The organism is Pseudomonas muyukensis, assembly GCF_019139535.1.
In the GTDB taxonomy this organism is placed as follows: Bacteria; Pseudomonadota; Gammaproteobacteria; order Pseudomonadales; family Pseudomonadaceae; genus Aquipseudomonas; species Aquipseudomonas muyukensis.
Genome location: NZ_CP077073.1, coordinates 3,512,884 through 3,536,371, shown reverse-complemented (window position 1 = coordinate 3,536,371; position 23,488 = coordinate 3,512,884). Strand labels below are relative to the sequence as shown.

Annotated in this window: 25 protein-coding genes; 14 read left to right on the top strand and 11 right to left on the bottom strand. The window is 67.4% G+C overall.

Features of this window, described 5'->3' with window-relative positions:
• From KSS95_RS15820 to KSS95_RS15775, 10 genes are read left to right on the top strand one after another with little or no spacing between them, the layout of a single operon-like run.
• A complete protein-coding gene (locus KSS95_RS15820) occupies nucleotides 1-543 on the top strand; it encodes a PilN domain-containing protein (protein ID WP_217848016.1) in 543 nt (180 codons plus the stop codon).
• Entirely contained in the window at nucleotides 530-1,081 is a 552-nt protein-coding gene (locus KSS95_RS15815) for a GspMb/PilO family protein (RefSeq protein WP_217848015.1), read from the top strand. The genes KSS95_RS15820 and KSS95_RS15815 overlap by 14 nt, the downstream gene beginning before the upstream one ends.
• Nucleotides 1,081-1,575, top strand: coding sequence for a hypothetical protein (locus KSS95_RS15810; protein WP_217848014.1), 495 nt, complete (start codon nucleotides 1,081-1,083; stop codon nucleotides 1,573-1,575). Before KSS95_RS15815 ends, KSS95_RS15810 begins: the two co-directional genes overlap by 1 nt.
• Entirely contained in the window at nucleotides 1,572-3,449 is a 1,878-nt protein-coding gene (locus KSS95_RS15805; protein WP_217848013.1) for a secretin GspD/PilQ domain-containing protein, read from the top strand. Before KSS95_RS15810 ends, KSS95_RS15805 begins: the two co-directional genes overlap by 4 nt.
• Nucleotides 3,446-3,919 carry a type II secretion system protein gene (locus KSS95_RS15800; RefSeq protein WP_217848012.1) on the top strand — a complete coding sequence of 158 codons (474 nt, stop codon included), beginning with the start codon at nucleotides 3,446-3,448 and terminating at the stop codon, nucleotides 3,917-3,919. The genes KSS95_RS15805 and KSS95_RS15800 overlap by 4 nt, the downstream gene beginning before the upstream one ends.
• 5 nt (nucleotides 3,920-3,924) lie before the next feature.
• Complete coding sequence (locus KSS95_RS15795) at nucleotides 3,925-4,299, top strand: type II secretion system protein (RefSeq protein ID WP_217848011.1); 375 nt, start codon at nucleotides 3,925-3,927, stop codon at nucleotides 4,297-4,299.
• Entirely contained in the window at nucleotides 4,274-4,795 is a 522-nt protein-coding gene (locus KSS95_RS15790) for a type II secretion system protein (RefSeq protein WP_217848010.1), read from the top strand. The genes KSS95_RS15795 and KSS95_RS15790 overlap by 26 nt, the downstream gene beginning before the upstream one ends.
• Nucleotides 4,792-5,187: a curli production assembly/transport protein CsgE gene (csgE, locus tag KSS95_RS15785; protein WP_217848009.1), complete on the top strand. Its 396-nt coding sequence runs from the start codon at nucleotides 4,792-4,794 to the stop codon at nucleotides 5,185-5,187. Before KSS95_RS15790 ends, csgE begins: the two co-directional genes overlap by 4 nt.
• Nucleotides 5,184-5,603, top strand: coding sequence for a curli assembly protein CsgF (locus tag KSS95_RS15780; protein ID WP_217848008.1), 420 nt, complete (start codon nucleotides 5,184-5,186; stop codon nucleotides 5,601-5,603). Before csgE ends, KSS95_RS15780 begins: the two co-directional genes overlap by 4 nt.
• Nucleotides 5,604-5,636: 33 nt before the next feature.
• Entirely contained in the window at nucleotides 5,637-6,473 is an 837-nt protein-coding gene (locus KSS95_RS15775; protein ID WP_217848007.1) for a CsgG/HfaB family protein, read from the top strand.
• 21 nt (nucleotides 6,474-6,494) lie between these two features.
• Here KSS95_RS15775 and yddG read toward each other — a convergent pair whose 3' ends face one another.
• Complete coding sequence (yddG, locus tag KSS95_RS15770; RefSeq protein WP_302467651.1) at nucleotides 6,495-7,400, bottom strand: aromatic amino acid DMT transporter YddG; 906 nt, start codon at nucleotides 7,398-7,400, stop codon at nucleotides 6,495-6,497.
• A gap of 167 nt (nucleotides 7,401-7,567) precedes the next feature.
• Here yddG and mqo point away from each other — a divergent pair, with 167 nt between their 5' ends.
• Complete coding sequence (gene mqo / locus KSS95_RS15765) at nucleotides 7,568-9,142, top strand: malate dehydrogenase (quinone) (protein ID WP_217848006.1); 1,575 nt, start codon at nucleotides 7,568-7,570, stop codon at nucleotides 9,140-9,142.
• Nucleotides 9,143-10,164: 1,022 nt separating this feature from the next.
• On the opposite strand, the gene KSS95_RS15760 is transcribed toward mqo, so the two are convergent.
• Genes KSS95_RS15760 through KSS95_RS15745 form a run of 4 tightly spaced genes read right to left on the bottom strand, consistent with a single transcriptional unit; the run spans nucleotide 10,165 to nucleotide 15,736 of the window.
• Nucleotides 10,165-11,610, bottom strand: a complete 1,446-nt coding sequence (locus tag KSS95_RS15760) for a curlin (RefSeq protein WP_217848005.1) — start codon at nucleotides 11,608-11,610, stop codon at nucleotides 10,165-10,167.
• A gap of 20 nt (nucleotides 11,611-11,630) precedes the next feature.
• On the bottom strand, nucleotides 11,631-12,101 hold the full coding sequence (locus KSS95_RS15755) for a curlin (protein ID WP_217848004.1): 471 nt from the start codon (nucleotides 12,099-12,101) through the stop codon (nucleotides 11,631-11,633).
• Nucleotides 12,102-12,116: 15 nt separating this feature from the next.
• Nucleotides 12,117-14,357 carry an Ig-like domain-containing protein gene (locus KSS95_RS15750; RefSeq protein WP_217848003.1) on the bottom strand — a complete coding sequence of 747 codons (2,241 nt, stop codon included), beginning with the start codon at nucleotides 14,355-14,357 and terminating at the stop codon, nucleotides 12,117-12,119.
• Between the two features lie 32 nt (nucleotides 14,358-14,389).
• Nucleotides 14,390-15,736, bottom strand: coding sequence for a hypothetical protein (locus KSS95_RS15745; protein WP_217848002.1), 1,347 nt, complete (start codon nucleotides 15,734-15,736; stop codon nucleotides 14,390-14,392).
• A 268-nt stretch (nucleotides 15,737-16,004) separates the two neighbouring features.
• On the opposite strand from KSS95_RS15745, the gene KSS95_RS15740 reads away from it, so the two are divergent.
• Nucleotides 16,005-16,898, top strand: coding sequence for a sterol desaturase family protein (locus KSS95_RS15740; RefSeq protein ID WP_217848001.1), 894 nt, complete (start codon nucleotides 16,005-16,007; stop codon nucleotides 16,896-16,898).
• On the opposite strand, the gene KSS95_RS15735 is transcribed toward KSS95_RS15740, so the two are convergent.
• A complete protein-coding gene (locus KSS95_RS15735; RefSeq protein ID WP_217848000.1) occupies nucleotides 16,881-17,567 on the bottom strand; it encodes a helix-turn-helix domain-containing protein in 687 nt (228 codons plus the stop codon). The two genes, KSS95_RS15740 and KSS95_RS15735, sit on opposite strands and share 18 nt — an antisense overlap.
• Nucleotides 17,568-17,773: 206 nt before the next feature.
• Here KSS95_RS15735 and KSS95_RS15730 point away from each other — a divergent pair, with 206 nt between their 5' ends.
• The gene (locus tag KSS95_RS15730; protein ID WP_217847999.1) at nucleotides 17,774-19,453 is read left to right on the top strand and encodes an MFS transporter; all 1,680 of its coding nucleotides are present in this window, start codon (nucleotides 17,774-17,776) and stop codon (nucleotides 19,451-19,453) included.
• Nucleotides 19,454-19,576: 123 nt separating this feature from the next.
• Here KSS95_RS15730 and KSS95_RS15725 read toward each other — a convergent pair whose 3' ends face one another.
• From KSS95_RS15725 to KSS95_RS15705, 5 genes are all read right to left on the bottom strand, one after another.
• Nucleotides 19,577-20,146 carry a hypothetical protein gene (locus tag KSS95_RS15725; protein WP_217847998.1) on the bottom strand — a complete coding sequence of 190 codons (570 nt, stop codon included), beginning with the start codon at nucleotides 20,144-20,146 and terminating at the stop codon, nucleotides 19,577-19,579.
• A gap of 72 nt (nucleotides 20,147-20,218) precedes the next feature.
• Nucleotides 20,219-20,605, bottom strand: a complete 387-nt coding sequence (locus KSS95_RS15720; RefSeq protein ID WP_217847997.1) for a VOC family protein — start codon at nucleotides 20,603-20,605, stop codon at nucleotides 20,219-20,221.
• 124 nt (nucleotides 20,606-20,729) lie between these two features.
• Nucleotides 20,730-21,119 carry a hypothetical protein gene (locus tag KSS95_RS15715; protein WP_217847996.1) on the bottom strand — a complete coding sequence of 130 codons (390 nt, stop codon included), beginning with the start codon at nucleotides 21,117-21,119 and terminating at the stop codon, nucleotides 20,730-20,732.
• The gene (locus tag KSS95_RS15710) at nucleotides 21,116-21,679 is read right to left on the bottom strand and encodes a hypothetical protein (protein WP_217847995.1); all 564 of its coding nucleotides are present in this window, start codon (nucleotides 21,677-21,679) and stop codon (nucleotides 21,116-21,118) included. Before KSS95_RS15710 ends, KSS95_RS15715 begins: the two co-directional genes overlap by 4 nt.
• A gap of 104 nt (nucleotides 21,680-21,783) precedes the next feature.
• Complete coding sequence (locus KSS95_RS15705; protein ID WP_217847994.1) at nucleotides 21,784-22,503, bottom strand: IclR family transcriptional regulator; 720 nt, start codon at nucleotides 22,501-22,503, stop codon at nucleotides 21,784-21,786.
• A gap of 170 nt (nucleotides 22,504-22,673) precedes the next feature.
• On the opposite strand from KSS95_RS15705, the gene KSS95_RS15700 reads away from it, so the two are divergent.
• Complete coding sequence (locus tag KSS95_RS15700; RefSeq protein WP_217847993.1) at nucleotides 22,674-23,426, top strand: SDR family NAD(P)-dependent oxidoreductase; 753 nt, start codon at nucleotides 22,674-22,676, stop codon at nucleotides 23,424-23,426.
• Nucleotides 23,427-23,488: the final 62 nt, after the last annotated feature.

Genomic DNA, 23,488 nt, shown 5'->3' with positions numbered 1-23,488 from the left:
ATGCGCCGCCTCGACCTGGAATTCCAGCCCCGCCACAGCGGCCCGGCAGCCTGGGCCCTGCTGGCCCTGGGCGGCGCCGCGCTGGCGGTGCTGGTACTGGCCCAGCAGCACCTGGTGAGCGAGCAGGTGGCCCTCGAAGGCCGCGTGCACCAGCTCGAACTCAAGCTCGGCCGGCGCCCGGCCACTGCCGCGCCACAGAGCAGCGCGATGATTCGCCAGCAGGCCGAGCGCCTGGCCCAGATGCGCAGCGTCTCGTTGCAGCTGCAGCGGCCCTGGCAGCAGCTGTTCGCCATGCTCGAGGCGATGCCCCAGGAAGACGTGGCGCTGCTCAGCCTCACCCCCGACGCGCGCAAGGGCCAGCTGCGGATCGGCGCCGAGGCCCGCAACCTCGAGGCGATGCTGCAGTACCACCAGCGCCTGGAGCGCAGCGAGCAGCTCTCGGACGTGTCCTTGCTCAACCACGAAGTGCTGGCCGGGCAGGCCGAGCACCCGGTGCGCTTCAACCTCACCGCCACCTGGGAGACCGGCCATGCGCGTCCCTAGCCTGTTGCTCCATGAAGCCGTCCTGCGCCTGGGGCGGGCAGGGCTGGCCGCGCTGCTGGTCGGCCTGCTGGCCCTGGGCTTCGTCCTGGCCACGGTGCTGCCGCAGTGGCAGGCCGTGCGGGCGCTGCGCGCCGCCGAGGCCGACGCCACGGTGCAGGTTCAGCGCCTGGCGCGGGGCGAGCTGAAGGTCCAGGCCAAGCCCGAGCAGCAGGCCCTGGACGAGCTGCGCCAGCAACTGCCCGGCCAACCCGAGGCCAGCGAACTGATCGAGCGCCTGTACCACCTGGCCAGCGCCGAGCGCATCAGCCTGGCGCGCGGCGAATATGCCCTGGGCATCGACCCCAGGACACAGCTGGCGCGCTACCAGATCGTCCTGCCGGTGCGTGGCAGCTACCCGCAGATTCGCGGCTTCCTCAAGGGCTTGAGCGGCCAGCTGCCGACCCTGGTGCTCGAGGACCTGGAGCTGCAACGCAAGCGTATCGGCGACCGCGAACTCAGCGGCCGTGTCCGCATGACCCTTTACCTGTCGAGGTCGTGATGAACACTCAGCGTGCGGTGATGTGGGGCGGTTTCCTGGGCTTGAGCGCCGTGCTGGCGTGGGCGCCGGGGCACTGGTTCGGCGTGGAGGCGGTTGCCCCGATCGCGGGGCAAGCGCGCTCCCACGCGACGTCCGTCAAGGTGCAAGCGGCCGTGCCCGGCGATGAGGCCGCCAGCCCTTCACGCGACCTGTTCCCCAGCCAGCAATGGACCGCACCGCAAACCCTGGCCACGGTCACCGAACAACCTGTGCTCAGCGCACCCACGCCCGTTGCCCCCAGTGCCCCGGCGCTGCCGTTCCAGTTCATCGGCCGCATGGGTGAGCGCGACGACCTGCAGATCTTCCTGCAGAGCGGCGAAAAGCTCTACGTCGTGCGCCAGGGCGATGTGATCGACGACACCTACCGCCTCGACCGCGTCTCGGCCACCGAGCTGAGCCTGGTCTACCTGCCACTGCACCAGCCACAGACCTTGTCTGTCGGGAGCGCACCATGAAGCCTTCGAAGTCGTGCAAGCCTGCTCCATTCCTGCTCCTGGCCCTGTGCGCGGCGCTGGCCGCCTGCGGCTCCAGCGCCGTGCGCGAGGACAGCGAGGACCTGATCAAGGAAGGCCAGTACGAAGCTGGCATCGCCCGCCTGGAAGAGGCCCTGCGCGATGACCCGCGCAACACCGAGCTGAACATCGCCCTGGCCCACGGCCGGCAGACCGCGGTCGAGGCCTTGCTCGGCCAGGCCGACAGCGACCGTGGCCGCCACGACTTCGCCGGCGCGCGCATGGGCTATGGCCGGGTCCTGACCCTGGAGCCGAACAACCGCCGAGCCCTGGAAGGCATCCGCCAACTGGAGCTGATCCGCACCCTCGACGAGCGCGTCGCCCTGGGCCAGGCGGCGCTGCGCCAGGGCGACTTGTTCGGCGCCGAGCGCTACATGCGCGAAGTGCTGCGCCTCGACCCGCAGAACCAGAAGGGCCAGACCCTGCGCAGCGACATCGAGAACGTCCAGGCGCGCACCGCCACGCCGTTCCCGCAGTTGCGCAGCAAGCTGGAGCGGCCGGTGACCCTGGAGTTTCGCGACGCCAACCTGAAGACCATTTTCGAGGTGCTGGCCCAGGTCGCCGGGATCAACTTCATCTTCGACAAGGACCTGCGCCCGGACATCAAAGCCACCATCTTCGTGCGCGAGGTGCGCATCGAGGACGCCGTGGCCCTGCTGCTGGAGCAGAACCAGCTGCACCAGAAGATCGTCAACGACAACACCTTGCTGATCTACCCCGACTCGCCGCAAAAGACCAAGGACTACCAGGAACTGGTCATGCGCACCTTCTACCTGACCAGCATCGACGCCAATACCGCGCTGAACATGGTCAAGACCATGCTCAAGACCCGCGACGTGTTCGTCGACGAGCGCCTCAACACCCTGACCATGCGCGACACCCCCGACGCCGTGCGCATGGCCGAGAAGCTGCTGCAGTCCCAGGACCAGTCCAACCCCGAGGTGGTGCTGGAGGTGGAGGTGATGGAGGTGGCCCGTTCGCGCATCCTCGACCTCGGCCTGCAATGGCCGAACACCTTCGGCGTGATCAACAGCGACGGCACCCCGGTGGGCGTGCTCGACCAGCTGCGCGGCATCAATTCCGGGCGCATCTCCATCGCCCCGGCGCCCCAGGCCAAGATCAACGCCCAGGACAAGGACATCAACACCCTGGCCAGCCCGGTGATCCGCGTCAGCAACCGTGAGCAGGCGCGCATCCACATTGGCCAGCGGGTGCCGATCATCAGCGCCACTTCGGTACCGTCGACCCAGGGGCCGGTGATCACCGAGAGCGTCACCTACCTCGACGTCGGCCTGAAGCTCGAGGTGCAGCCCACCGTGCACCTGAACAACGAAGTGGCGATCAAGGTGGCGCTGGAAGTGAGCAACGCCACGCCCCTGGAGCCGACCCGCCAGGGCACCATCCCGGTGCAGGTCGACACCCGCAACGCCCAGACCAGCCTGCGCCTGCACGATGGCGAGACCCAGGTACTGGCGGGCCTGGTGCGCAACGACAAGACCGGCAGCGGCAACAAGATCCCCGGCCTTGGCGACATCCCCGGCCTGGGCCGGCTGTTCGGCAGCAACCATGACGAGAACAGCAAGTCCGAGCTGGTCCTGGCGATCACCCCGCGCATCGTACGCAACCTGCCGTACCAGAGCCCCTCGGACATGGAGTTCGCCACCGGCACCGAATCGAGCCTGCAGGTGCGCCAGCTGGCCCAGCCGCTGCCCAGCGGCGCCGTGCCGACCGACGCGCCCAGCCCGGAAACCGACGCCGCACCGGTGGTCCAGGGCCAGATGGCGGTGGTGCCCAGCGAGCGGAGCCCACGGCCATGAACCCCGCCCAGCGCGGTTTCAGCCTGATCGAGGTGGTGCTGACCCTGGCGCTGCTCGGGCTGTTGGCCAGCATGGCCGCGCCGCTGACCGAGACAGTGGTGCGCCGGGGCAAGGAGCAGCAGTTGCGCGAGGCGCTGTACCAGATCCGCGACGCCATCGACGCCTACAAGCGCGCCTTCGACGCCGGCTATATCGAAAAGCGCCTGAACGCCAGCGGCTACCCGCCGAACCTGCAGGTGCTGGTGGACGGCGTGCGCGATGTGCGCAGCGCCAAGGGCGCGAAGTTCTACTTCCTGCGGCGCATCCCCCACGACCCGCTGCGCGCGGCCAAGGCCGACGACCAGGGCGGCTGGGGCCTGCGCGCCTACGACAGCGCCGCGGACAACCCGCGCGAAGGCGAGGATGTGTTCGACGTGTACTCCCAGGCCCCGGGCAAGGGCCTCAACAACATCCCCTATGGGCAATGGTGACGGCGATGAAACCGAGCAAGGGCTTCACCCTCATCGAACTGCTGGTGGTCATGGCCATCATCGCCACCCTGATGACCATCGCCCTGCCGCGCTACTTCAACAGCCTCGAGGCCTCCCGCGAGGCCACCCTGCGCCAGAGCCTGGCGGTGCTGCGCGAGGCCCTGGACCATTACTACGGCGACACCGGGCGCTACCCCGATTCCCTCGAGCAACTGGTGGAGCAACGCTACCTGCGCAGCGCGCCGCTGGACCCGATCAGCGAGCGCCGCGACGCCTGGCAGCTGGTACCGCCGCCCGAGGGCGTGGCCGGTGGCGTCGCCGACATCAAGAGCGGGGCTACAGGGAGGGCGCGTGATGGCAGCCTCTATGCCGAGTGGTGAACGTGGCTTCACCTACCTGGGGGTGCTGTTGCTGATCGCGGTCAGCAGCGTGGCCCTGGCCGCCAGCGGCACCCTGTGGAGCACCTGCGTGCAGCGCGAGCACGAGCGCCAGCTGCTGTGGATCGGCGGCCAGTACGCCCAGGCGCTGCGCAGCTTCTATCGCGCCTCCCCGGGGCTGGCCCAGTACCCGCAGGCGCTGGCCGAACTGCTCGAGGACAACCGCTTCCCGTCGCCGCAACGGCACCTGCGTCGGCTGTACCCCGACCCGGTCACCGGCAGTGATGACTGGGGCCTGCTGCGCGCGGTCGATGGCCGCATCACCGGCGTGTACAGCCGCTCCGACGCCGCGCCGCTCAAGCGCAGCGGCTTCGACGCCCAGTGGAGCGCGTTCGAAGGCCTGCAGCGCTACAGCGACTGGCAGTTCGTGGCCGAGCAGGCATTCGCCGAGAGCGCCAGCGGCGCCCGCAGCCATGCAGGCGCAGGAGATGCGCCATGAAGCGCCTGGCGGCCATGGCCTGCCTGTGCCTGGCCCTGGCACAGGCACAGGTTTACGCCGGCGACGAGGACGAGATGATGGGGTTCATCGTCGACAACACCATCTCGCACATCGGCCACGACTTCTACTACGCCTTCAGCGACCGGCTGCGCGCCACCAGCCGGCTCGACTTCAACCTGGTGGTGCGCGAGCGCCCGGATGCCCGCTGGGGCAGCCTGGTGACGGTGGAGTACGAACGCGAGGTGGTGTACCGGCGCTTCCTGCCGCCAAACACCACGCAACTCAATGACGAGGCCGTCGAGGCCGCCGACCTGGTCCGCCAGCAGATTATCCAGCGCAAGTTGCAACGGCTGCTGCAGGACACAACCGATCTGGAGAGGGACGAGCTATGAGCCACCACATACCCCTGCGAGTCGCCGCCTGCCTGCTGGCCGCCGGCCTCGGTTGCCAGGCCCTGGCCACGGAGCTGGTGTACACCCCGGTCAACCCGGCCTTCGGCGGCAACCCGCTCAACGGCACCTGGCTGCTGAACAACGCCCAGGCGCAGAACGATCATGACGACCCGGACCTCAAGGACCGTAGCTCGGCGTTCGCCACTACCAGCGCCCTGGAGCGCTTCAGCAACCAGCTCGAATCGCGGCTGCTGGGGCAACTGCTGGACAACATTGGCAACGGCCAGGGCGGCAGCATGGCCACCGATGCCTTTCTCATCGATGTGATCGACGACTCCGGTGCCTTGAGCATCCGGGTCACCGACCGCGCCACCGGGCAAGTCTCGATCATCGACGTGAGCGGCCTGAACCCCTGAGAGGGACGGCCATTTCCAAGGGGAGAGAACACCATGAAACGTCTGCTGAGCACACTGCTGATCCTCACCGCCCTGCAAGGCTGCGGCCTGCGCGAGCCGATGCCGGCCGAACAGGACAGCCAGACCCCGACCCTGACGCCGCGCGCCTCGACCTACTACGACCTGATCAACATGCCCAGGCCGCGGGGGCGGTTGATGGCGGTGGTGTATGGCTTCCGCGACCAGACCGGGCAGTACAAGCCGACCCCGGCCAGCTCGTTTTCCACCAGCGTCACCCAGGGCGCGGCCAGCATGCTGATGGACGCGCTCAATGCCAGTGGCTGGTTCGTGGTGCTGGAGCGCGAAGGCCTGCAGAACCTGCTGACCGAGCGCAAGATCATCCGCGCCTCGCAGAAAAAGCCCGACGTGGCCGAGAATATCCAGGGCGAGCTGCCGCCGCTGCAGGCCGCCAACCTGATGCTCGAGGGCGGCATCATCGCCTACGACACCAATGTGCGCAGCGGCGGCGAGGGCGCGCGCTACCTGGGCATCGACCTGTCCCGCGAGTACCGGGTCGACCAGGTCACGGTCAACCTGCGGGCAGTGGATGTGCGCACCGGGCAGGTGCTGGCCAACGTCATGACCAGCAAGACCATCTACTCGGTGGGGCGCAGCGCCGGGGTGTTCAAGTTCATCGAATTCAAGAAGCTGCTCGAGGCCGAGGTGGGCTACACCACCAACGAGCCGGCGCAGTTGTGCGTGCTGTCGGCGATCGAGGCGGCGGTGGGGCATCTGCTGGCCCAGGGTATCGAGCGGCGCCTGTGGCAGGTGGCCGGGGAGGGCGACAAGGCAGTGCTGGACAAGTACCTGAGCCAGTATCAGCAGCCATGACGGCGCAGGTCCCGCCGGTGGCTACGAAGCACGGCGCTGGCGGGGCGCGCGGGTCGCCTGCCAGCACAACAACGATCCGGCGGTAACCAGCGCCGCCCCTTGCCAGAACTGCAGCGCCAGGTGCGCCCCCAGCCACAGGGCGGCGAACCCGGACGACAGCACCGGGGCAAAATACGAGGCAGTGGCCAGCAGGGTGAGGTTGCCGCGCAGGATACCGATGTTCCACAACGCGTAGCCGCCGGCCATGGCCAGGCCGGCCCCCAGCAACTCCAGGCCCGCGTCCCAGCGCAATGCCGGCAGTACTTCCTGGCTGAAGGCATACTTCAGCCACAGCACCGCGGCGGTCAGCAGGAAGAACAGCACCACATGGTTCTGCCCGTCGGCATAACGCCGGGTCACGTTGCAGTACAGGGCGAAGGTGATCGCGCAGGTGGTCGCCAGGCTGTAGCCCAGTGGGTTGGAGCGAATATTGGCGAGCACACCCTGCAGCGACAGCCCCTCACCGCTGACCACCCAGAGAATGCCCAGCAGGGCCATGGCCGTGCCCGGCACGATGTACCAGCGCGTGCGCTGGCGGTTCATCACGATGGCCAGCACCACGGTCAGGCTCGGCCACAGGTAGTTGACCACCATCAGCTGGATCGCCTGGTGGCTGTCCAGCGCGTAGCCCAGGGCCAGCGACAGGCACACCTCATACGCCACGAACAACGCCGAGCCGCCTAGCAGGTAGCCGGGCGAGGCCTTGCGCAGCCGCGGCTTGCCCAGCAACAGCACCAGCAGCCCGGCGCCCAGGCTGTAGATCAGGGCGGCGCCACCAATGGCGCCGAAATACTGGCTGACGCTGCGGATCAGCGCCGAGGCCGTGCTCCACAGCAGGATCGCGGCCAGGCCGCAGAGGGTTGCACGAGGGCCGATGATCGTCGCCATGGTCGCTGTCCTGGGAAATGGCGCGCAGTCTAAACCAACATCCTGTCGCTATCGCGCCTTTCGGGCGTAGCTGCGCATTGGCCAGGCGGGCATGCCCGCGCGGTTCGCTCAGCTACGCTTGACCCAGGCGTACTCAAAGGACCCGCACAGGCGAAGAGGGAGAGCACATGAAGATCACCGACAAGAGCAAATGGGCGCTGGCCGGCCTGGCCCTGGCCCTGGGGCTGCATGCCCAGGCCGCCGAGAGCAAGCGTGTGGACGTGCTGCTGGTGGGCGGCGGCATCATGAGTTCCACCCTGGCGGTCTGGCTCAACGAGCTGGAACCGAGTTGGTCGATGCAGATGGTCGAGCGCCTGGACAAGGTCGCCGAGGAGAGTTCCAACGGCTGGAACAACGCCGGTACCGGCCACTCGGCCCTGGCCGAACTCAACTACACGCCGGAGAAGGACGGCAAGATCGACATCAGCAAGGCGGTGGAGATCAACGAGTCGTTTCAGGTGACGCGGCAGTTTCTCGCCTGGCAGGTCAAGCAGGGGGTGCTGCAGAACCCGCGCTCGTTCATCAATACCACGCCGCACATGAGCTTCGTCTGGGGCGACGACAACATCAGCTTCCTCAAGCGCCGCTACCAGGCGTTGCAGGCCAGCCCGCTGTTCAAGCCGATGCAGTATTCCGAAGACCCGGCGCAGATCGCCAAGTGGGTGCCGCTGATGATGGAAGGGCGCGACCCCAAGCAGAAACTCGCGGTCACCTGGACGCCGATCGGCACCGACGTCAACTTCGGAGAGATCACCCGCCAGTACGTCGGCTACCTGCAGACCCGGCCGAACTTCGACCTCAAGCTGTCCAGCGAGGTCGAGGCCATCACCCGCAACGACGATGGCAGTTGGCATGTGCAGTACAAGAACCTCAAGGACGGCAGCAGCGCCGCCACCGATGCCAAGTTCCTGTTCATTGGCGCCGGCGGCGCGGCGTTGACGCTGCTGCAGAAGTCGGGGATCGACGAGGCCAAGGACTATGCCGGCTTCCCGGTGGGGGGCTCGTTCCTGGTTACCGACAACCCGGCCATCGCCCAGCGGCACATGGCCAAGGCCTATGGCATCGCCGCCACCGGCGCGCCGCCGATGTCGGTGCCGCACTTGGACACCCGGGTGCTCGATGGCAAGCGCATGATCCTGTTCGGGCCGTTCGCCACGTTCTCCACCAAGTTCCTCAAGGAGGGTTCGCTGTTCGACCTGTTCGCCAGCATGTCGCTGCACAACACCTGGCCGATGGTACGGGTGGGGGTGCGTGAGTTCGACCTGGTGCAGTACCTGGTTGGCCAGGTGCTGCAATCGGACGATGACCGTTTCGCCGCGTTGCAGACCTACTTTCCCGAGGCCAGGAAGGAGGATTGGCGCTTGTGGCAGGCTGGGCAGCGGGTGCAGATCATCAAGAAGGACGAGAACCTGGGCGGGGTGCTGAAGCTGGGTACCGAGATCGTCACCGCCAAGGACGGCAGCATCGCCGGCTTGCTCGGCGCTTCGCCGGGGGCCTCGACCGCGCCGCCGATCATGCTCGACTTGCTGGGCAAGGTATTCAAGGACAAGTTGGCCACGCCGCAGTGGCAGGCGAAGGTCAGGCAGATCATTCCGTCCTACGGGATCAAGTTGAACGAGCATCCGCAGAAGGTTCAGGAGGAGTGGGCTTATACCAGCGAGGTGTTGCAGCTGGCGCCGGCCAGTGAGGTGGCGGGGCAGTAGCCGAGGGGGATGTTCGCTGCTGCCGGGAGGTGGGGGCGGCATCCCTTCTTTTTGGGGTGTTTGTCTTGCTATTCGTTGTGTGGCGTTGGTTGTTGTGTTCGCGGGTAGGGCTTCAATGGGTTATGGCTCTTGAAGTCAAAGTCAAAGTCAAAGTCAAAGTCAAAGTCGGTCGGCGTGGGTACTCACAGATGTAAGCGCATTCATTGGCTATATCGACGCTTAGTCACCTTTTCGCCTTTACGGCGAGTTCCTTTTTGTCGTGGCAAAAAGGAACCAAAAACCGTGCGCTCCATTCATCCGGCCCTCCGCTACGCTCCGGGTTCCCTCACTCCGGCCTTGCTCCCGGGAGGACCGCGCTGTAGGGCCCATCCTGGGCCCCAGCGCTTGACGGGCATCCATGCCCGTCACCTCCCTACGCAAGGCCTGCGTTCGGCCTCCTGAAGTCGCGAAGTTACGGGCGGCGCCTGCACTGGCGCAGCTAGTCGCTAGTTGAAACAGTGGGAACTCTGGATCGCATCGCGGGGCAAACAACATATAAAGCGATATCTCTGCTCTTGATCTGCTCTTGATCTGCTCTTGATTTTGCTTCTAAGCGCGCGATAGTTCAGGCGCCGCCAATTGCGACTTCAGGAGGCCGAGTGGAGTTCTTGCGTAGTGGGGCGACGGCCATGGATGGCCGTCGAGCGCTGCGCCCCAGGATGGGGCGTACAGCGCGGTCCCCACGGGAGCAAGAACGGAGCGAGGGGACCCCGGAGCGAAGCGTAGGGGCCGGATGAATGGAGCCAGCGGTTTTTGCCTACTTTTGCCCGCGTGCAAAAGTAGGTCGCCGTAAAGGCGAAAAGGTGACTGTGCGTCGATATAGCCAATGAATGCGCCTATAGCTTTCAAAACCCACGCTCGGGAAGTCAAAGCCCCCCAAAACCCCAAAACCCCAAAACCCCAGAACAACAGAACAGCTCCCAGAAAAAAAAGAACCGCAGTGCCAGGGAGAGGCCAACACCGCGGTCCAAGGGGGAAGGGCATCACTGCTGGGTAACGGTCGCCATGTTGGCATTGCCGTACTGTGTAATGGTGGCCGTCTGGCTGGCCCCGCTCTGGTCGACAAAGGCCTGGTTGCCATTGCCGCCCTGAGTCACGTAGGCCAGGTTGACGCCGTCGGTCTGCTTGATGGTGGCCTGGTTGCCCTGGCCATACAGCTGGTAGGTATAGCTCTGGTTGCCACTGCCGGACTGATCGAGGCTGATGCTGCCGCCATTGCCCCCGGCCAGGCCCTCGGCGTAGTTGGCGCTACCGCGCTGGTCGGCGATCAGCAGGTTGTCGCTACCGTTCTGCTCGAAATACAACTCGTTGTTGCTGTCGCCCTGGCGAGTCTCCATCTGGTTGCGGTTACCGTACTGGTTCAACCGCGCCAGCTGGCTGCTGCCTTCCTGGGTGATGTTCACGCCATTGCCATTGCCGGCCTGGTTGATCTCGGCGTGCTGGCTGTCACCGAACTGCCCACCTGACTTCGCGCCCTTCCAGTTGCTGGCCATGATCTGGTTGCCATTGCCCTGGGTGCTGATGCTCAGGCTATGGTTGTCGCCGGTCTGGTAGGTGAAATGCAGGTTGTTGTTGCCGATCTGCGAAATGCTGGTGACCGACTGGCTGGTCTCGAACTGGTCCGACCAACTGGCGTTGCCGCGGCCGGTCTGGCTCAGGCCGGCCGTGTTGCCCTGGCCAAAGCTCTGGTCGATGTAGCCTTCGTTCTGCTGGCCATTCTGGTAGACGTTGGCATAGCTGGCGGACTGGTTGTCCTGCCACACCTCCACCGAGTTGCCGGTACCGTACTGGTTGATGCCGATGCTGCCGCCCAGGCCATCGCGCTGGTCGCCATAGGCCCAGTTCTGCTTGCCTTCCTGGTAGATGGCGATATCGCCGTCCAGGTGGGTCATGTGTTCGGCGGCGGCCTGGTTGCCGGTGCCGCCTTGCTGGATCAGGCCCTTGTTGTTGGTGCCACCGAACAACTGCTCGATGGTCGCGTCGTTGCCGTGGCCGGACTGCAGGGTGGTGGCCTGGCTGGTGGTCTGGGTGTCCTGCCAGATCACCGAGCGGTTGCCGCCGCCTTGCTGCACCTGCAGCGCCTCGTTGTTGACCCCCACCGACTGGCTGGCGAAGGCATCGTTGGTGTTGCCGCCGGCGCGCTGGGTGATCTGGCTGCCGTTCTCGAACAACTGCTCGGCGTAGCCGGCGTTGTACGAGCCGCTGGCGCTCTGCTGGATATGGCTGGTGCTGTTGTCCTGCAGGGCCATGTGGTTGTGGCCCTGGCCGGTCTGGGTCTGGGTGGCCGAGGCGAACGGCGCGGCCATTTGCTTGACCTCGGCGATGTTCTGGTTGCCCTGCTGGGACTGGGTCGAGTTGCTGTCGTCGGCCAGCGCCTGGCCGGCAAGGGCCAGGACAATGGCGGCGCTCAGGGGGGCGAGCGTATGCATGGTGATGCCTCCAGGTCTGTCTAGCGGTACTGGGTGATGTGGATCTGCTGGCCATTGCCGGCCTGGGTCACGGTGCTGTTCAGGCCCGTGCCGCGCTGGTCGATGCTGGCGCTGTTGTGGTTGCCGACCTGCTCGATGGCGGCGCTGTTGCTGCTGCCGCTCTGGCGAATCGACGCGTCGTTGCCGTAGCCCTGCTGGCTGATGGTCGCGCTGAGGTCGCTGCCTTGCTGGAGGATGTACGCCTCCTGCGCGCCCCCGGCCTGGACGATGCGGCCCAGCAGGGCCTGGCCGGACTGGTCGAGGGCGGCGCGGTTGCCTGTGCCCTGTTGCTCGATCAGCGCCGCCTGGCCGGCAGCCAGCGGCAGCAGGCGCACCACCAGCGGCTCGCCGAGGTCGTTGCCGGCGGCGAGGTCGGCGTTGTCCATCAGGTCGTCGGCCTGGGCCTGGCCGACCAGGGCCAGGCACAGCAACAGGGTATGCAGGGGCTTCATGGTGTCCTCCGGCGGCTATTGCACGGTCACGTTGACGGTACGGGTGGTGCCCTGGCTGCTGGTTACCGTGGCCGTTGGCGCCGCGGTCGGCACGGCCGTGGTGCTGTTGCTCACTGCCAGGCGCCAGCGCCCGGTCACCGGCACCGTGGTGGTGCCCAGGGTCTGCACGCCAGTGGTGGTGGTCACCCGCACGGTGATGGTGTTGCCGGTGGTCACCGAGGAGGTGCCGCTGATGTCCCAGTTGAAGCGGTTGTTCGAGCGCGCGGTGACCGTTGCCGCGGTGACCGCGAAGGTCTCCTGGGCTGGCCGTGGCGATACCTGCACGGTGACCGTGGCGGGGCTGGACAGCGCCCCGAGGGCATCACGGGCGACGTAGCTGAAGCTGGTGGTGAACCCGCTCGGGATCGAGGCCGGTGGCGTGTAGGTGATGACGTTGCCGTCGGTGCTGACCGTACCGCGCCCGGCGGTGGTCGGCTGGGTGACGCTGGCGATGCTCAGCGGCAGGTTGCCTTCCGGGTCGGTGTCGTTGGCCAGGGCATTGATGGTCAGCGGCACGCCGAGGGTGGCGGCGCTGTCGGCCACCGCGCTGGGCGGCTGGTTCGGCGCGACGTTGACGGTCACCGTGGCTGCTGTCGACTTCAGGCCCTTGGCGTCCATGGCGCGGTAGCTGAAGGTGACCAGCAGTGGCGTGGTGGCCCCGGCCGGCGGGGTGTAGGTGACGGCAGTGGTGCCATTGAGCACCACGCCGCCCAGGCCGGTGCCAGGTTGGGTGAGGTCGCTGATCGACAGCGGCACGTTGCCGTCCGGGTCGCTGTCGTTGGCCAGCAGGCTGAGGGTCACGGGGACGCCGACGCTGGTGCTGGCCGCATCGGCGCGGGCGATCGGTGCCTGGTTCTCGGCCTGCACCGGCGCGCTGCCGACCACCACCACTGGCTCGACATCGCTGCCACCGTGGGCCGACTTGACGGTAATCGACGCGGGCGGCTGGCCCAGGTCGTTGACCGTGAGGCTCTGCGCCACGCCAGCCTTGGACATGCGCCCGAAACCCTGCACCAGCAAGTCGGGCACCACCACTTCGTCGCTGGAGCGCGCCTCGATCAGCAGGCGCTTGTTGGCCCAGTCATAGCGGGCGGTGTTGACCTTGACCACGTCGCTGAGCTTGCTCGACAGCGAGGTGGGCCGGGTGCTGCCGGTGGGGCTGCTGGCGGTGACCACCACCACGGGCGGCGGCACGGCCTGGCTCAGTTGCTGGCTGAAGAACAGCCCGTTGTTGTCGGCGAGCAGGGCGAACTGGCACGGCGAAGGCGGCGTGCCGACCAGCGCCAGGCCGTTGCGCAAGCACAGGCTGGCACTGTTCGGCGCCTTGGCGTAGACCTCGACTCGGGTACCGGCGGCGTTGCGCTGGTAGGTGGCGCGCTCGAGGCTCACCGGGGTCTGCTGGCGCTGGTCGAGGACCTTGCCGGAGACGGTGAAGACGTTGGTCTGGATGGTCCCGGCCGGGCCCTGGATACGCACGAAGTTGGTGTTGTTGGGGCTGCCGGTCACCGCCTCGGTGATGTTCGGGTCGCCGACGAAGGTCTCGGTGGCGCCGGTATCAGGGTTGACCGCGGTGTAGGGGCCGCCGATGCCGCGCAGGAACGGGCCGAGGTCACCGGTCAGGGCACCACTGAAGTTGCCCGGGGCGCCGATACCGATGTCGCGGGTGATGTTGATCGCCCGTCGACCGACCTGGCCGGCGGCGACGTTGACCGTCTCCACGCCATAGGGGTGGGTGATGGTGTAGGTGCCGGCGCGCGGCACCGAGGCGCGGATGCGGATGCGGGCGAAGCTCTGCTGGTCGCCGTCGACCGGGTTCTCGGCGGCGAATGCCGCCTCCAGGCCGGCCACGTAGACCTCCAGCTCATAGCCGCTGTTGCCGACCTGCGGGATCTCGGTCTCGGCGAGGAACCAGAACATCTCTGGCGGCCAGTTGTCGGGGAACACCAGCGGCAGCGCGTCGTCGTACACGCCTGGCTCGGGCAGCAGGGTGCACATGTAGGCCGGGGCTCCGGGCGCGCCGGGGGCGCGGCTGCTGGTGGCGCGCGACTGGCACAGCTCCAGGGCGAGGTTGGTGTGGTCCTTGTACCACATGGGGTAGCCCCCGGTGGCGAAGGTGTAGGGGCCGGGGTCGACCTCGGACAGCGCGGCCCAGGCCGCACTGCTCAGGGTGAGGGTGAAACCGGCGGCGCACAGGGCACGGCGTGACCAAGTGTTCATGCTGCCTCCTTGAGGGCGGGGCCTTTGTCTGTTCATGGCACCAGCACCACGTCTTCGCTGTCGCTGCCGCCATTGGCGCTGCTGACCTGCACCCGTGCCGGCGGAATCGGCGAAAGCCCGGTGGTCAGGGTCTTGACCGCGCCGTTGCCGCTGAGGCTGCCGATCAAGGTGCCGGTGCCGGTGCGCGCGGTGAGCGCCGGCGGGCTGGTCTCGTCGCTGCTGCTGGCGACCAGGGTCAGCTGGCCGCTGGCCAGGCTGTACTCGGCGCGGCTGATGGTCACCAGGTCGACCAGGGGCATGGCTGCGGTGGTCGGCGTGCTGGTGGCGATGGCCAGGCTGTTGTCGGCGGTCACCTGCAAGGTCAGCGGCAAGGTCGGGTTGAGCGCCGACTGGGCGTACCAGGCGCCGGTGCCGTTGGCCTCGCCCAGGGCCAGGGTCGGGGCCTGGCTGCTCAGGGTCACCGTGGCCGGGGCTGGCGGGGCCATGACGAACACATCCTGCTGGGCGCGCAGGTCGCCGTTCTCGCTGTGTCGCGAGTAGGTGCTGCGCTGCGGGATCAGCGGGGTCGGGCGGTTGACCGTGGACAACTTGCCAGAGACCGCGAACAGCTCGGTGCGCAGGTCGATACCGTTGGGCCCCTCGATGCGCACGAAGTTGGTGTTGAACGGGCTGCCGGTCACCGGCTCTTCCAGGTTCGGGTCGCCGACGTAGCGCTCGCTGGCGCCGGTGTCCGGGTTGGTTTCGCTGTAGGGGCCATTGACGCTGCGCAGGAATGGCCCGACGTCGCCCTTGAGCGCGCCGCTGAAATCGCCCGGCGAGCCGATGCCGATGTCGCGGGTCATGTTGATCGCCCGGCGGCCCCCGGCCGGCACGTCGAACACATCGACGCCGTAGGGGTGGGTGACCACGTAGGTGCCGGCCACCGGCACATCGACGCGGATGCGCACCCGGGCGAAGCTGACCTGGTCGTTGTCCTTCGGATCGCCGCCGCCGAAGGCCGCCTCGATGGCGGTGCCGAAGCTCAGGTCGATGCCGCGGGCGGCGTCGACGATGGCGGCGTCGGCGGTGAACCAGAAGGCTTCGTCGGGGAAGTTGCTGGGGAAGGCCAGCGGGCGGGTGTCATCGAACACGCCCGGGGTGGGCAGCAGGGTGCACATGTACGACGGCGCGCCGGGGGCGCCGGCCACCCGCGAACTGACGGCCTTGGACAGGCACAGGTCGAGGACCCGGCCATGGGTGTCCTGGTACCAGGCGGGGAACTTGCCGGTGGGCAGCGCGTAGGGGCCGGTGTCGACCGCATACAGCGCAGCCTGGGCCGGTAGCTGGAGCAGGCCGGCGAAGATCGCCACGGCCAGCGGGTGGGGTGTCGGTCGGTGCATGAGTCGCGTCCTCCTGCATACGGGCCCAGGGGTTGGGGCGTCTGGGGAGGGATGGGCAACTGTTGTGCCAGGTTCTTCGGCAGGGCGCACGGCAGGCTCTGGACCGCGGCTCGCGGCAGTGGCACAGGGGCTTTGCCCGAGGGCTCCTGGGTGGGCGAGTGGCCCCAGGGTTGGGGAATGGGCAGCGGCAACATGCGCCATTCGTTCAAGCCCGCACCGCCGCGCTCAAGCAACACTGGCGTCTCCCCAACCAGAGACGGACCTACCCATGCGCCTCCTCTACGCCCCGTGCCTGTTCTTCGGCTTCATCGGCACCGCGCTCTACCTGATCCACCTCGGTGCCAGCATTGCCTGGCTGCTGCCGCTGCTGGCCGTGGCCATCCTGTTGTCGTTCTGCTGCGAGGCCCTGTACCCCTACAAACAGGCCTGGGCCTCGGGCGCCGGCGAAGGACCGCGCGACTATCTGCACGCCCTGGTCAACGAGACCCTCAACAGCCTCAGCATCGCCGCCATCGCGCTGCTGCCCGCCTGGCTGCCGAGCAGCGATTGCTGGCCCAGCCACTGGGCCGTGCATTGGCAACTGCTGCTGGCGATCCCGCTGGCGGACCTGGGCATCACCCTGGTGCACTACGCCAGCCACCGCAGCGCGCTGCTCTGGCGCCTGCATGCGGTGCACCACAGCGTGACCCGGCTGTACGGTTTCAATGGCCTGATGAAACACCCGTTGCATCAGCTGGCCGAGGCCCTGGGCGGCGTTTTGCCACTGGTGTTGCTGGGCCTGCCGCAGGATGTCGCGGCCTTGCTGGCGTTCAGCATCGCCATCCAGTTGCTGCTGCAGCACAGCAATGTCGACATGCGCATCGGCTGGCTGCGCCATGTGTTCGCCTGGGCGCCGGTACATCGCCTGCATCACCTGAAGTACGGCCACGTGGGCGATGTCAATTTCGCCTTGTTCCTGCCGCTGTGGGACCGCCTGCTGGGCACCGCGCTGCACCTGCCGGGCTATGCCCTGGCCGACGACGACATGGGCATCGGCGACCGTCCGGACTACCCGGTCGGGTACCTGGCCCAGTTGCGCGAACCCTGGTGTGATGCACGCGCCCAGCAGCCACCGGCCAGCGTGCCGGCGGCTTTGCGCGCGGCCTTAGGGGAGGGCGCCTGAGCGCAGATGACGCAGCGCCTCGCTGGCACGAATGCCGAACTGCTGGCGCAGGCTGCGCGACAGGTGCGCCGAGTCGGCGAAGCCGGCGGCCATGGCCGCGGCGGTCAGGTTGTCGCCGGCCAACGCCCGCTGCAAGGCCAGGCGCAGGCGCTGCCACAGCACCAGGCGTCGCACCGACTGCCCCAGGCGGGCGCTGAACAGCCGTTCCAGCTGGCTCAGCGACAGGCTCGCGGCCTGGGCCAGGGCGTGCGCCGGCAGGGGCTGTTCATCCAGCGCGCGCAGGCGCGCCAGGGCGCAGGCCAGGCGTGGGTCGAGCGGGCGACGCGGACAATCGCGCAGGCGTTCGGCCAAGGCCTGGGCATCGCCTTGGGCCTGGCGGCACAGTGCAACCAGGGTATCGAGGTCGAACGCCAGCGGCTCGGCGAACACCGTGATGCAGCGCCCTTGTGGCTCGACCACGGCATGGGCTTGCAGCGACGGCACCGCCAGCAAGGCGCCGCACTGGCGCTGGCCGGCGATCTCCAGGCACAGCTCGCCGTGCTCGGCGATCAGCACCTGGTGGGCGTAGTGGGCATGGGCCGAGGTGCGCCCGGGGGTGCCGAGCACCAGGCAATGGTCGTCGGCCAACCACAGCTCGCCATGCCAGGCGGTGTCGGGGCTTGTTGTCATGGGGTATCCGTTCGCGTCATTGGTCTACCTGCTTGGCACCTGGGTGGATATCCACGCAAAGGCGATTATGCTTCAGATTACCTTGCCGCGATCCGAGGCCGCGCCTCGTCGTGCTTCGCGCAACCTTAAAGCCCTGCGGCCTGGGTATGTGCGTTCGAGATCGTTGGGAATACGCCGGCCCGCACCGATCATCCCGGAGGCGACCCATGGCGGTCCTCGACAGCGCATCCACGGGCAGTAGCGCGCCCCAACGCGGCATCACCCGGGAGGAGCGCAAGGTCATCTTCGCCTCGTCCCTGGGCACGGTGTTCGAATGGTACGACTTCTACCTCTACGGCTCACTGGCGGCGATCATCGCCAAGCACTTCTTTGCCGGGGTCAATGAAACCACCGCGTTCATCTTCGCCTTGCTGGCCTTCGCCGCAGGCTTCGCCGTGCGCCCGTTCGGCGCCATCGTGTTCGGCCGCCTGGGCGACATGATCGGGCGCAAGTACACCTTCCTCATCACCATCGTGATCATGGGCCTGTCCACCGCCATCGTCGGCTTGCTGCCCGGCTACGCGGCCATCGGCGTGGCCGCCCCGGTGATCCTCATCACCCTGCGCCTGCTGCAGGGGTTGGCACTGGGCGGCGAGTACGGCGGCGCGGCGACCTACGTGGCCGAGCACGCACCCAAGGGGCGGCGGGGCTTTTTCACCGCCTGGATCCAGACCACCGCCACCCTTGGCCTGTTCCTCTCGCTGCTGGTGATCCTGGCCTGTCGCACGGCCATGGGCACCGAGGCGTTCGAGGCCTGGGGCTGGCGGTTGCCATTTCTGCTGTCGATCCTGCTGCTGGCGATTTCGGTGTACATCCGCCTGCAACTGAACGAGTCGCCGGTGTTCATGAAGATGAAAGCCGAGGGCAAGGCTTCCAAGGCGCCGCTGACCGAATCGTTCGCCCGCTGGGACAACCTCAAGGTGGTGATCATGGCGCTGCTCGGTGGCACCGCCGGCCAGGCGGTGGTGTGGTACACCGGGCAGTTCTACGCGCTGTTCTTCCTGTTGCAGATGCTCAAGATCGACCCGCAGACCGCCAACCTGCTGATCGCCGGTTCCCTGCTGATCGGCACGCCGTTCTTCATCCTGTTTGGCAGCCTGTCCGACCGTATCGGGCGCAAGCCGATCATCATGGCAGGGTGCATCGTTGCCGCGCTGACCTATTTCCCGATCTTCAAGGGGCTCACCGAGTACGGCAACCCGGACGTGTTCGTCGCCCAGGAACAGAACCCGGTGGTGGTGATCGCCGACCCCGCCCAGTGCGCGTTCCAGTTCGACCCGGTGGGCAAGGCCCGCTTCAGCAGCTCGTGCGACATCGCCAAGAGCCTGCTGGCCAAGCGCGCCATCCCCTACACCAACCAGGCTGGCGAGCCCGGTAGCGTGGCCCAGGTGCGCATCGGCGAGCGGGTGTTGTCCAGCTTCGATGGCAACAGCCTGGCAGCGGCGGACTTCAAGGCCCGGAACGACGCGTTCACCGCCACCCTGGGCACGGCGCTGAAGGAGGCGGGCTATCCGGAAAAGGCCGACCCGACGAAGATCCACTACCCGATGGTGCTGTTGTTGCTGACCCTCCTGGTGATCTACGTGACCATGGTCTACGGGCCGATCGCCGCCTGGCTGGTGGAGCTGTTCCCGGCACGGATCCGCTACACCTCGATGTCGCTGCCGTACCACATCGGCAACGGCTGGTTCGGCGGCTTCCTGCCAACCGTGGCGTTCGCCATGGTCGCGGCCACGGGGGATATCTACTACGGGCTGTGGTACCCGATCGTGATCGCGGTGATGACCGCGGTGCTGGGGATCTTCTTCCTGCCAGAGACCAAGGACCGCGATATCAACCATGCCTGAGGCAGCCCTTCGCGGCGCCTGGTTCGCCAGCAAGGCTAGGGGCTGGGCTAGGAGCCGGCTTGCCGGCGAACACCGGCATGGCCGGTGCCAGGCAGCGCGGGCTTGACCCGCGATGGCCAGATCTCAGTCGAAGTAGCCGCGCAGGGCATAGCGATAGCTGATGTCCACCTCGGCCACCGGCTCGCGGCGGTGGACCTTGCGCAGCACGAACTCGAACGCCGGCTCGTACAACCCGTCGCGCACCAGCGCCCCGGCCAGCACCTGCACGTCATACTCGCCATTGTCCAGGGCGATCAGCGGCCGCCCCGGCTCCTGGTAGCGCGCCAGCAGGTCGCCGAGGGTCTTGTTGGTGAAGTGCTGCAGGATGCGCCAGGTGAACAGCATCAGCCCGCGATGCTCGACCCGCAGCCGGTGCCCGTCTCGGCGGTGCTTGAGGCGGCTGCCAGGTTCGAGCAGGGCCGGGGTATGGCCATCGAGGGTGAAGAGGATGCGGTAGGGCAGGTTGTCGATGCCGGCCAGGGGCAGGATGACGCCCTCGCGCACCGCCTGGTCGCCGCTGTCACCGCTGGTGAAGGCACGGGCCAGGTCATCGGGCAGTTGATGCTGTTGCTTGAACTGCTCGAGCAACTGGATATCACCGAGCAGGAAATAGTCGACCTGGTCATTGAGGACTTCGCTGAACTCGTAGCGCATGGGTTTTCCTTGTTGTGGCTGCGCTGGGGGAGTGGGCCCTAGGGCGCACCTGCTGGACAGCCGTCAGTTCGGCTAATGCCGCTGGGCAATCTGGATCAGGTTGCCGCAGGTATCGTCGAACACTGCCACCGTGACCGGCCCCACGTCCGTGGGTGGCTGGGTGAACTGCACACCGGCCTTGCACAGGCGCTGGTATTCGGCCTGGATATCGCGCACCCCGAACGAGGTGGCGGGGATCCCGTCCTGTTTCAGGGCGGCCTTGTAGGTCCTGGCCGCCGGATGGGCGTCGGGCTCGAGCAGCAGTTCGACCCCGTTGGGGTCGTTGGGCGAGGTGAGGGTGAGCCAGCGGTGCTTGCCCAGGGGGATGTCGTGCTTGGGCTCGAAGCCCAGCACATGGTGGTAGAAGGCCTGGGCCTTGGCCTGGTCGTCGACGAGGATGCTGGTGACCACGATCTTCATGGGCGTACACCGAGGGCAAGGGGTGTACCAGCAAGTAAAGACGGTTCGCCGTGTTTGGCCAGGGCGGCGCCCTACACGCGCGGGGCAAGTCCTGGCTGGCCGCGAACGCGGGCTGGCCCCGCGCTCATGGCGCCAGGTCGACGCCGTTGCAGCGGCCTTTGGTGGCGAAATCGCTGATCTGCCGTGCCTTGTTCACGCTCATCAGGATGGTGCAGCCGCCAGGATGGGCCACGTCGTCCCAGTAGTTGGTGTGGACCATCACGTTGCCTTGCATCTCGGCGGTACTGCCGACCACCTCCTTGCGCACGTAGGTGGTATCGCGGTACCAGCCCAGTTGCACGCCAGCGCCGCCAGGCAAGGGCTCCATGCGCATGGGCGGGCCGAAGAAGTCGATGGCCTGCTTGGCGTCGCGCCCTTGCCACTGGTTGCTCGCCAACAGCTCCGGCAGGGTCGGGATGCAGCCGGCCAGGGTCGGCAGCAACAGGCCAAGGATCAGTCGCGCGCGAGTGCTCATCGTGGGCTGTTGCCCAGCATGTCGTCGAGCTCCTGCACCGCCTGGCTGTTGGCCTGCACGCCAATCAGCTGGATGAACATGGCCTGGATGGTGGCGACCATCTGCGCCGCCGGCATCTTGCCGAGCGCCAGCATCTGGTTGCGCGCGCGGTTGTCGGGGGCGCAGACGAAGGCGAAGGTGCGTTGCAGCCAGTAGTCCTTCGGTGCGACCCAGCCTTTGACATTGGTTTTCACATCGCGCAGGGCTCCGTCGAAGCGGCGGATCGCCCGGGCGCTGTCGATGCGGATCTGGCGCTGCTTGCATTTGACCTGCACCTCGTAGGCGGCCAGGGTCGGGAAGGCCGGGTCCTCGAACAGCTGCATGACCTGCGCCGATTGCACGCCACCGGGCTTTTGCATGATGCCGGCGGCATCGGCGACATACACCTCGTTGTGCAGACGCTCACCCTTGCCGTAGATGATCCAGTAGTCGCCCGAGGGCTGCGCGGCCATGGCCGCTGCGTTGCCGGCCAAGGCCAGGGCGGCCAGCCAGCGGCAGGCGTGGGCAAGTGTGCGGGGCATGGAGGTCCTTTCCTGATTTTTCCAATACAGGCAGGGACTATAGGGGGCTTGGCTGGCCAGGGTCGATTAGCACGCCTGTGCTAATGGCTAAACGCCTGTAGCGCTCAGCACTTGACCAGGTCGAACAGCGAACGCATTGCTCGGCTCGCCATGCGGCGCATCACCGGCGCCTGCAGGCGTTCGGCCGGGCCGCCGGCGCCCAGCGCGGCGACCACCTGGCCGCGCAGGCGCAGGGGCAGGGCGAAGCAGTGCAGGTCGGGGCGCGAGGCGGCGAGGTCGAGGGCATACCCCTGGTTGGCCACCTGGCGCAGGTCCTCGGTCAAGGCCTCGGCCACCGGCTGGGTGCGCGCCAACTGCCGCGCCAGTTGCCGGTCGTGGGCCAGCAGCACCTTGCCGATCGCCGAGGTGGTCAGGCCGTCGCGGCGGGTGTCCGCCGGCAGTTGCAGGGGCTGGCCGCGGCCATCGAGCGCGGCCAGGGTGAGGTAGGCTCGGGTGCCGCCGGGCACGGCGAGGAAACAACGCTCGCCGCACAGTTCGGCGAAAGCGCGCAAGGCCGGGGTGAAGGCCTGGCGCAGGCGTTGCTCGGTTTCGCCCACCGGCTGCGCCAGTTGCCGCAGGCGCAGGCCCAGGGCGTAATGGCGCTGGTCGCGGCTGACATAGCCCAGCGACATCAGGGTGTCGAGCAGCCCATGCACGGTGCTCTTGCCCAGGCCGCTGAGTGCGGCCAGGTCGTTCAGGCGGGCGCGGCCGCCCTCGGCGCGGATCAGCTCGAGCAGGTGCATGGCCCGTTCGAGGGACTGGATCTGGCGGCTATTGCTGGACATGGGGCGATCCCGAGTGGGCGGTGGCCGGCCATTGTGCCTGCAATCGGCCAGGCTTGCAGGCGTGCCTGTTCGGCATTGTCGAACTGCATGGCTTTTCTCGGCCCATAGCGCAGGCTGGCGCGCGATCGCCCTTAGACTCGCGCCACTTCAATCAGCCAGAGGAAACATGCATGGACCTGCAACTGCAAGGCGCACGGGTATTGGTCAGCGGCGGCACCCGCGGTATTGGCCGGGCAATCGTCGAGGGCTTCCTGGGCGAAGGCGCCCAGGTGGCCTTCTGTGCCCGTGACCAGGCCGGCGTGCGCGCCGCCGAGGCCGAGCTGGGGGCCGATGCCCAGGGCTGGGCGGTGGATATCACCGATGCCGGGCAAGTCACGGCCTGGGTTGCCCAGGCGGCTGAGCGCCTGGGCGGCGTCGATATCGTCGTGCCCAATGTCAGCGCCCTGGCCCATGGCAGCGAGGCCGCGGTGTGGCGCCAGGCGTTCGAGACCGACCTGCTGGGCAGCGTCGGCCTGGTCGCGGCGGCGCTGCCATGGTTGCGGGCTTCGGCGCGGGCGGCGGTGGTGTTGATTTCCAGCGTGTCGGGCCGGGAACTGAGCAGCTTCGACGAACCCTATGGCGTGCTCAAGGCCGCCCTCAATCACTATGGCAAGACCCTGTCGGCGCGCCATGCCCACGAGGGCATCCGGGTCAATTGCGTGTCGCCGGGCAATGTCTATTTCGCCGATGGCGTATGGGGCAAGATCGAGCGCGAGCAACCCGAGGCCTTCGCCCGCAGCCTGGCCGCCAACCCCCTGGGGCGCATGGCCCGGCCCGATGAAGTGGCGCGGGCGGCGGTGTTCCTGGCCAGCCCCGCGGCAAGCTTCATCACCGGCACCAACCTGCTGGTCGATGGTGGCCTGACCCGTGGGGTGCAGTTCTAAGGCGGTCGCGTTGGCGGTGAACGAGGGTTTGCACGGGGTGCCTGGATCCGGGTAGGTTCCAC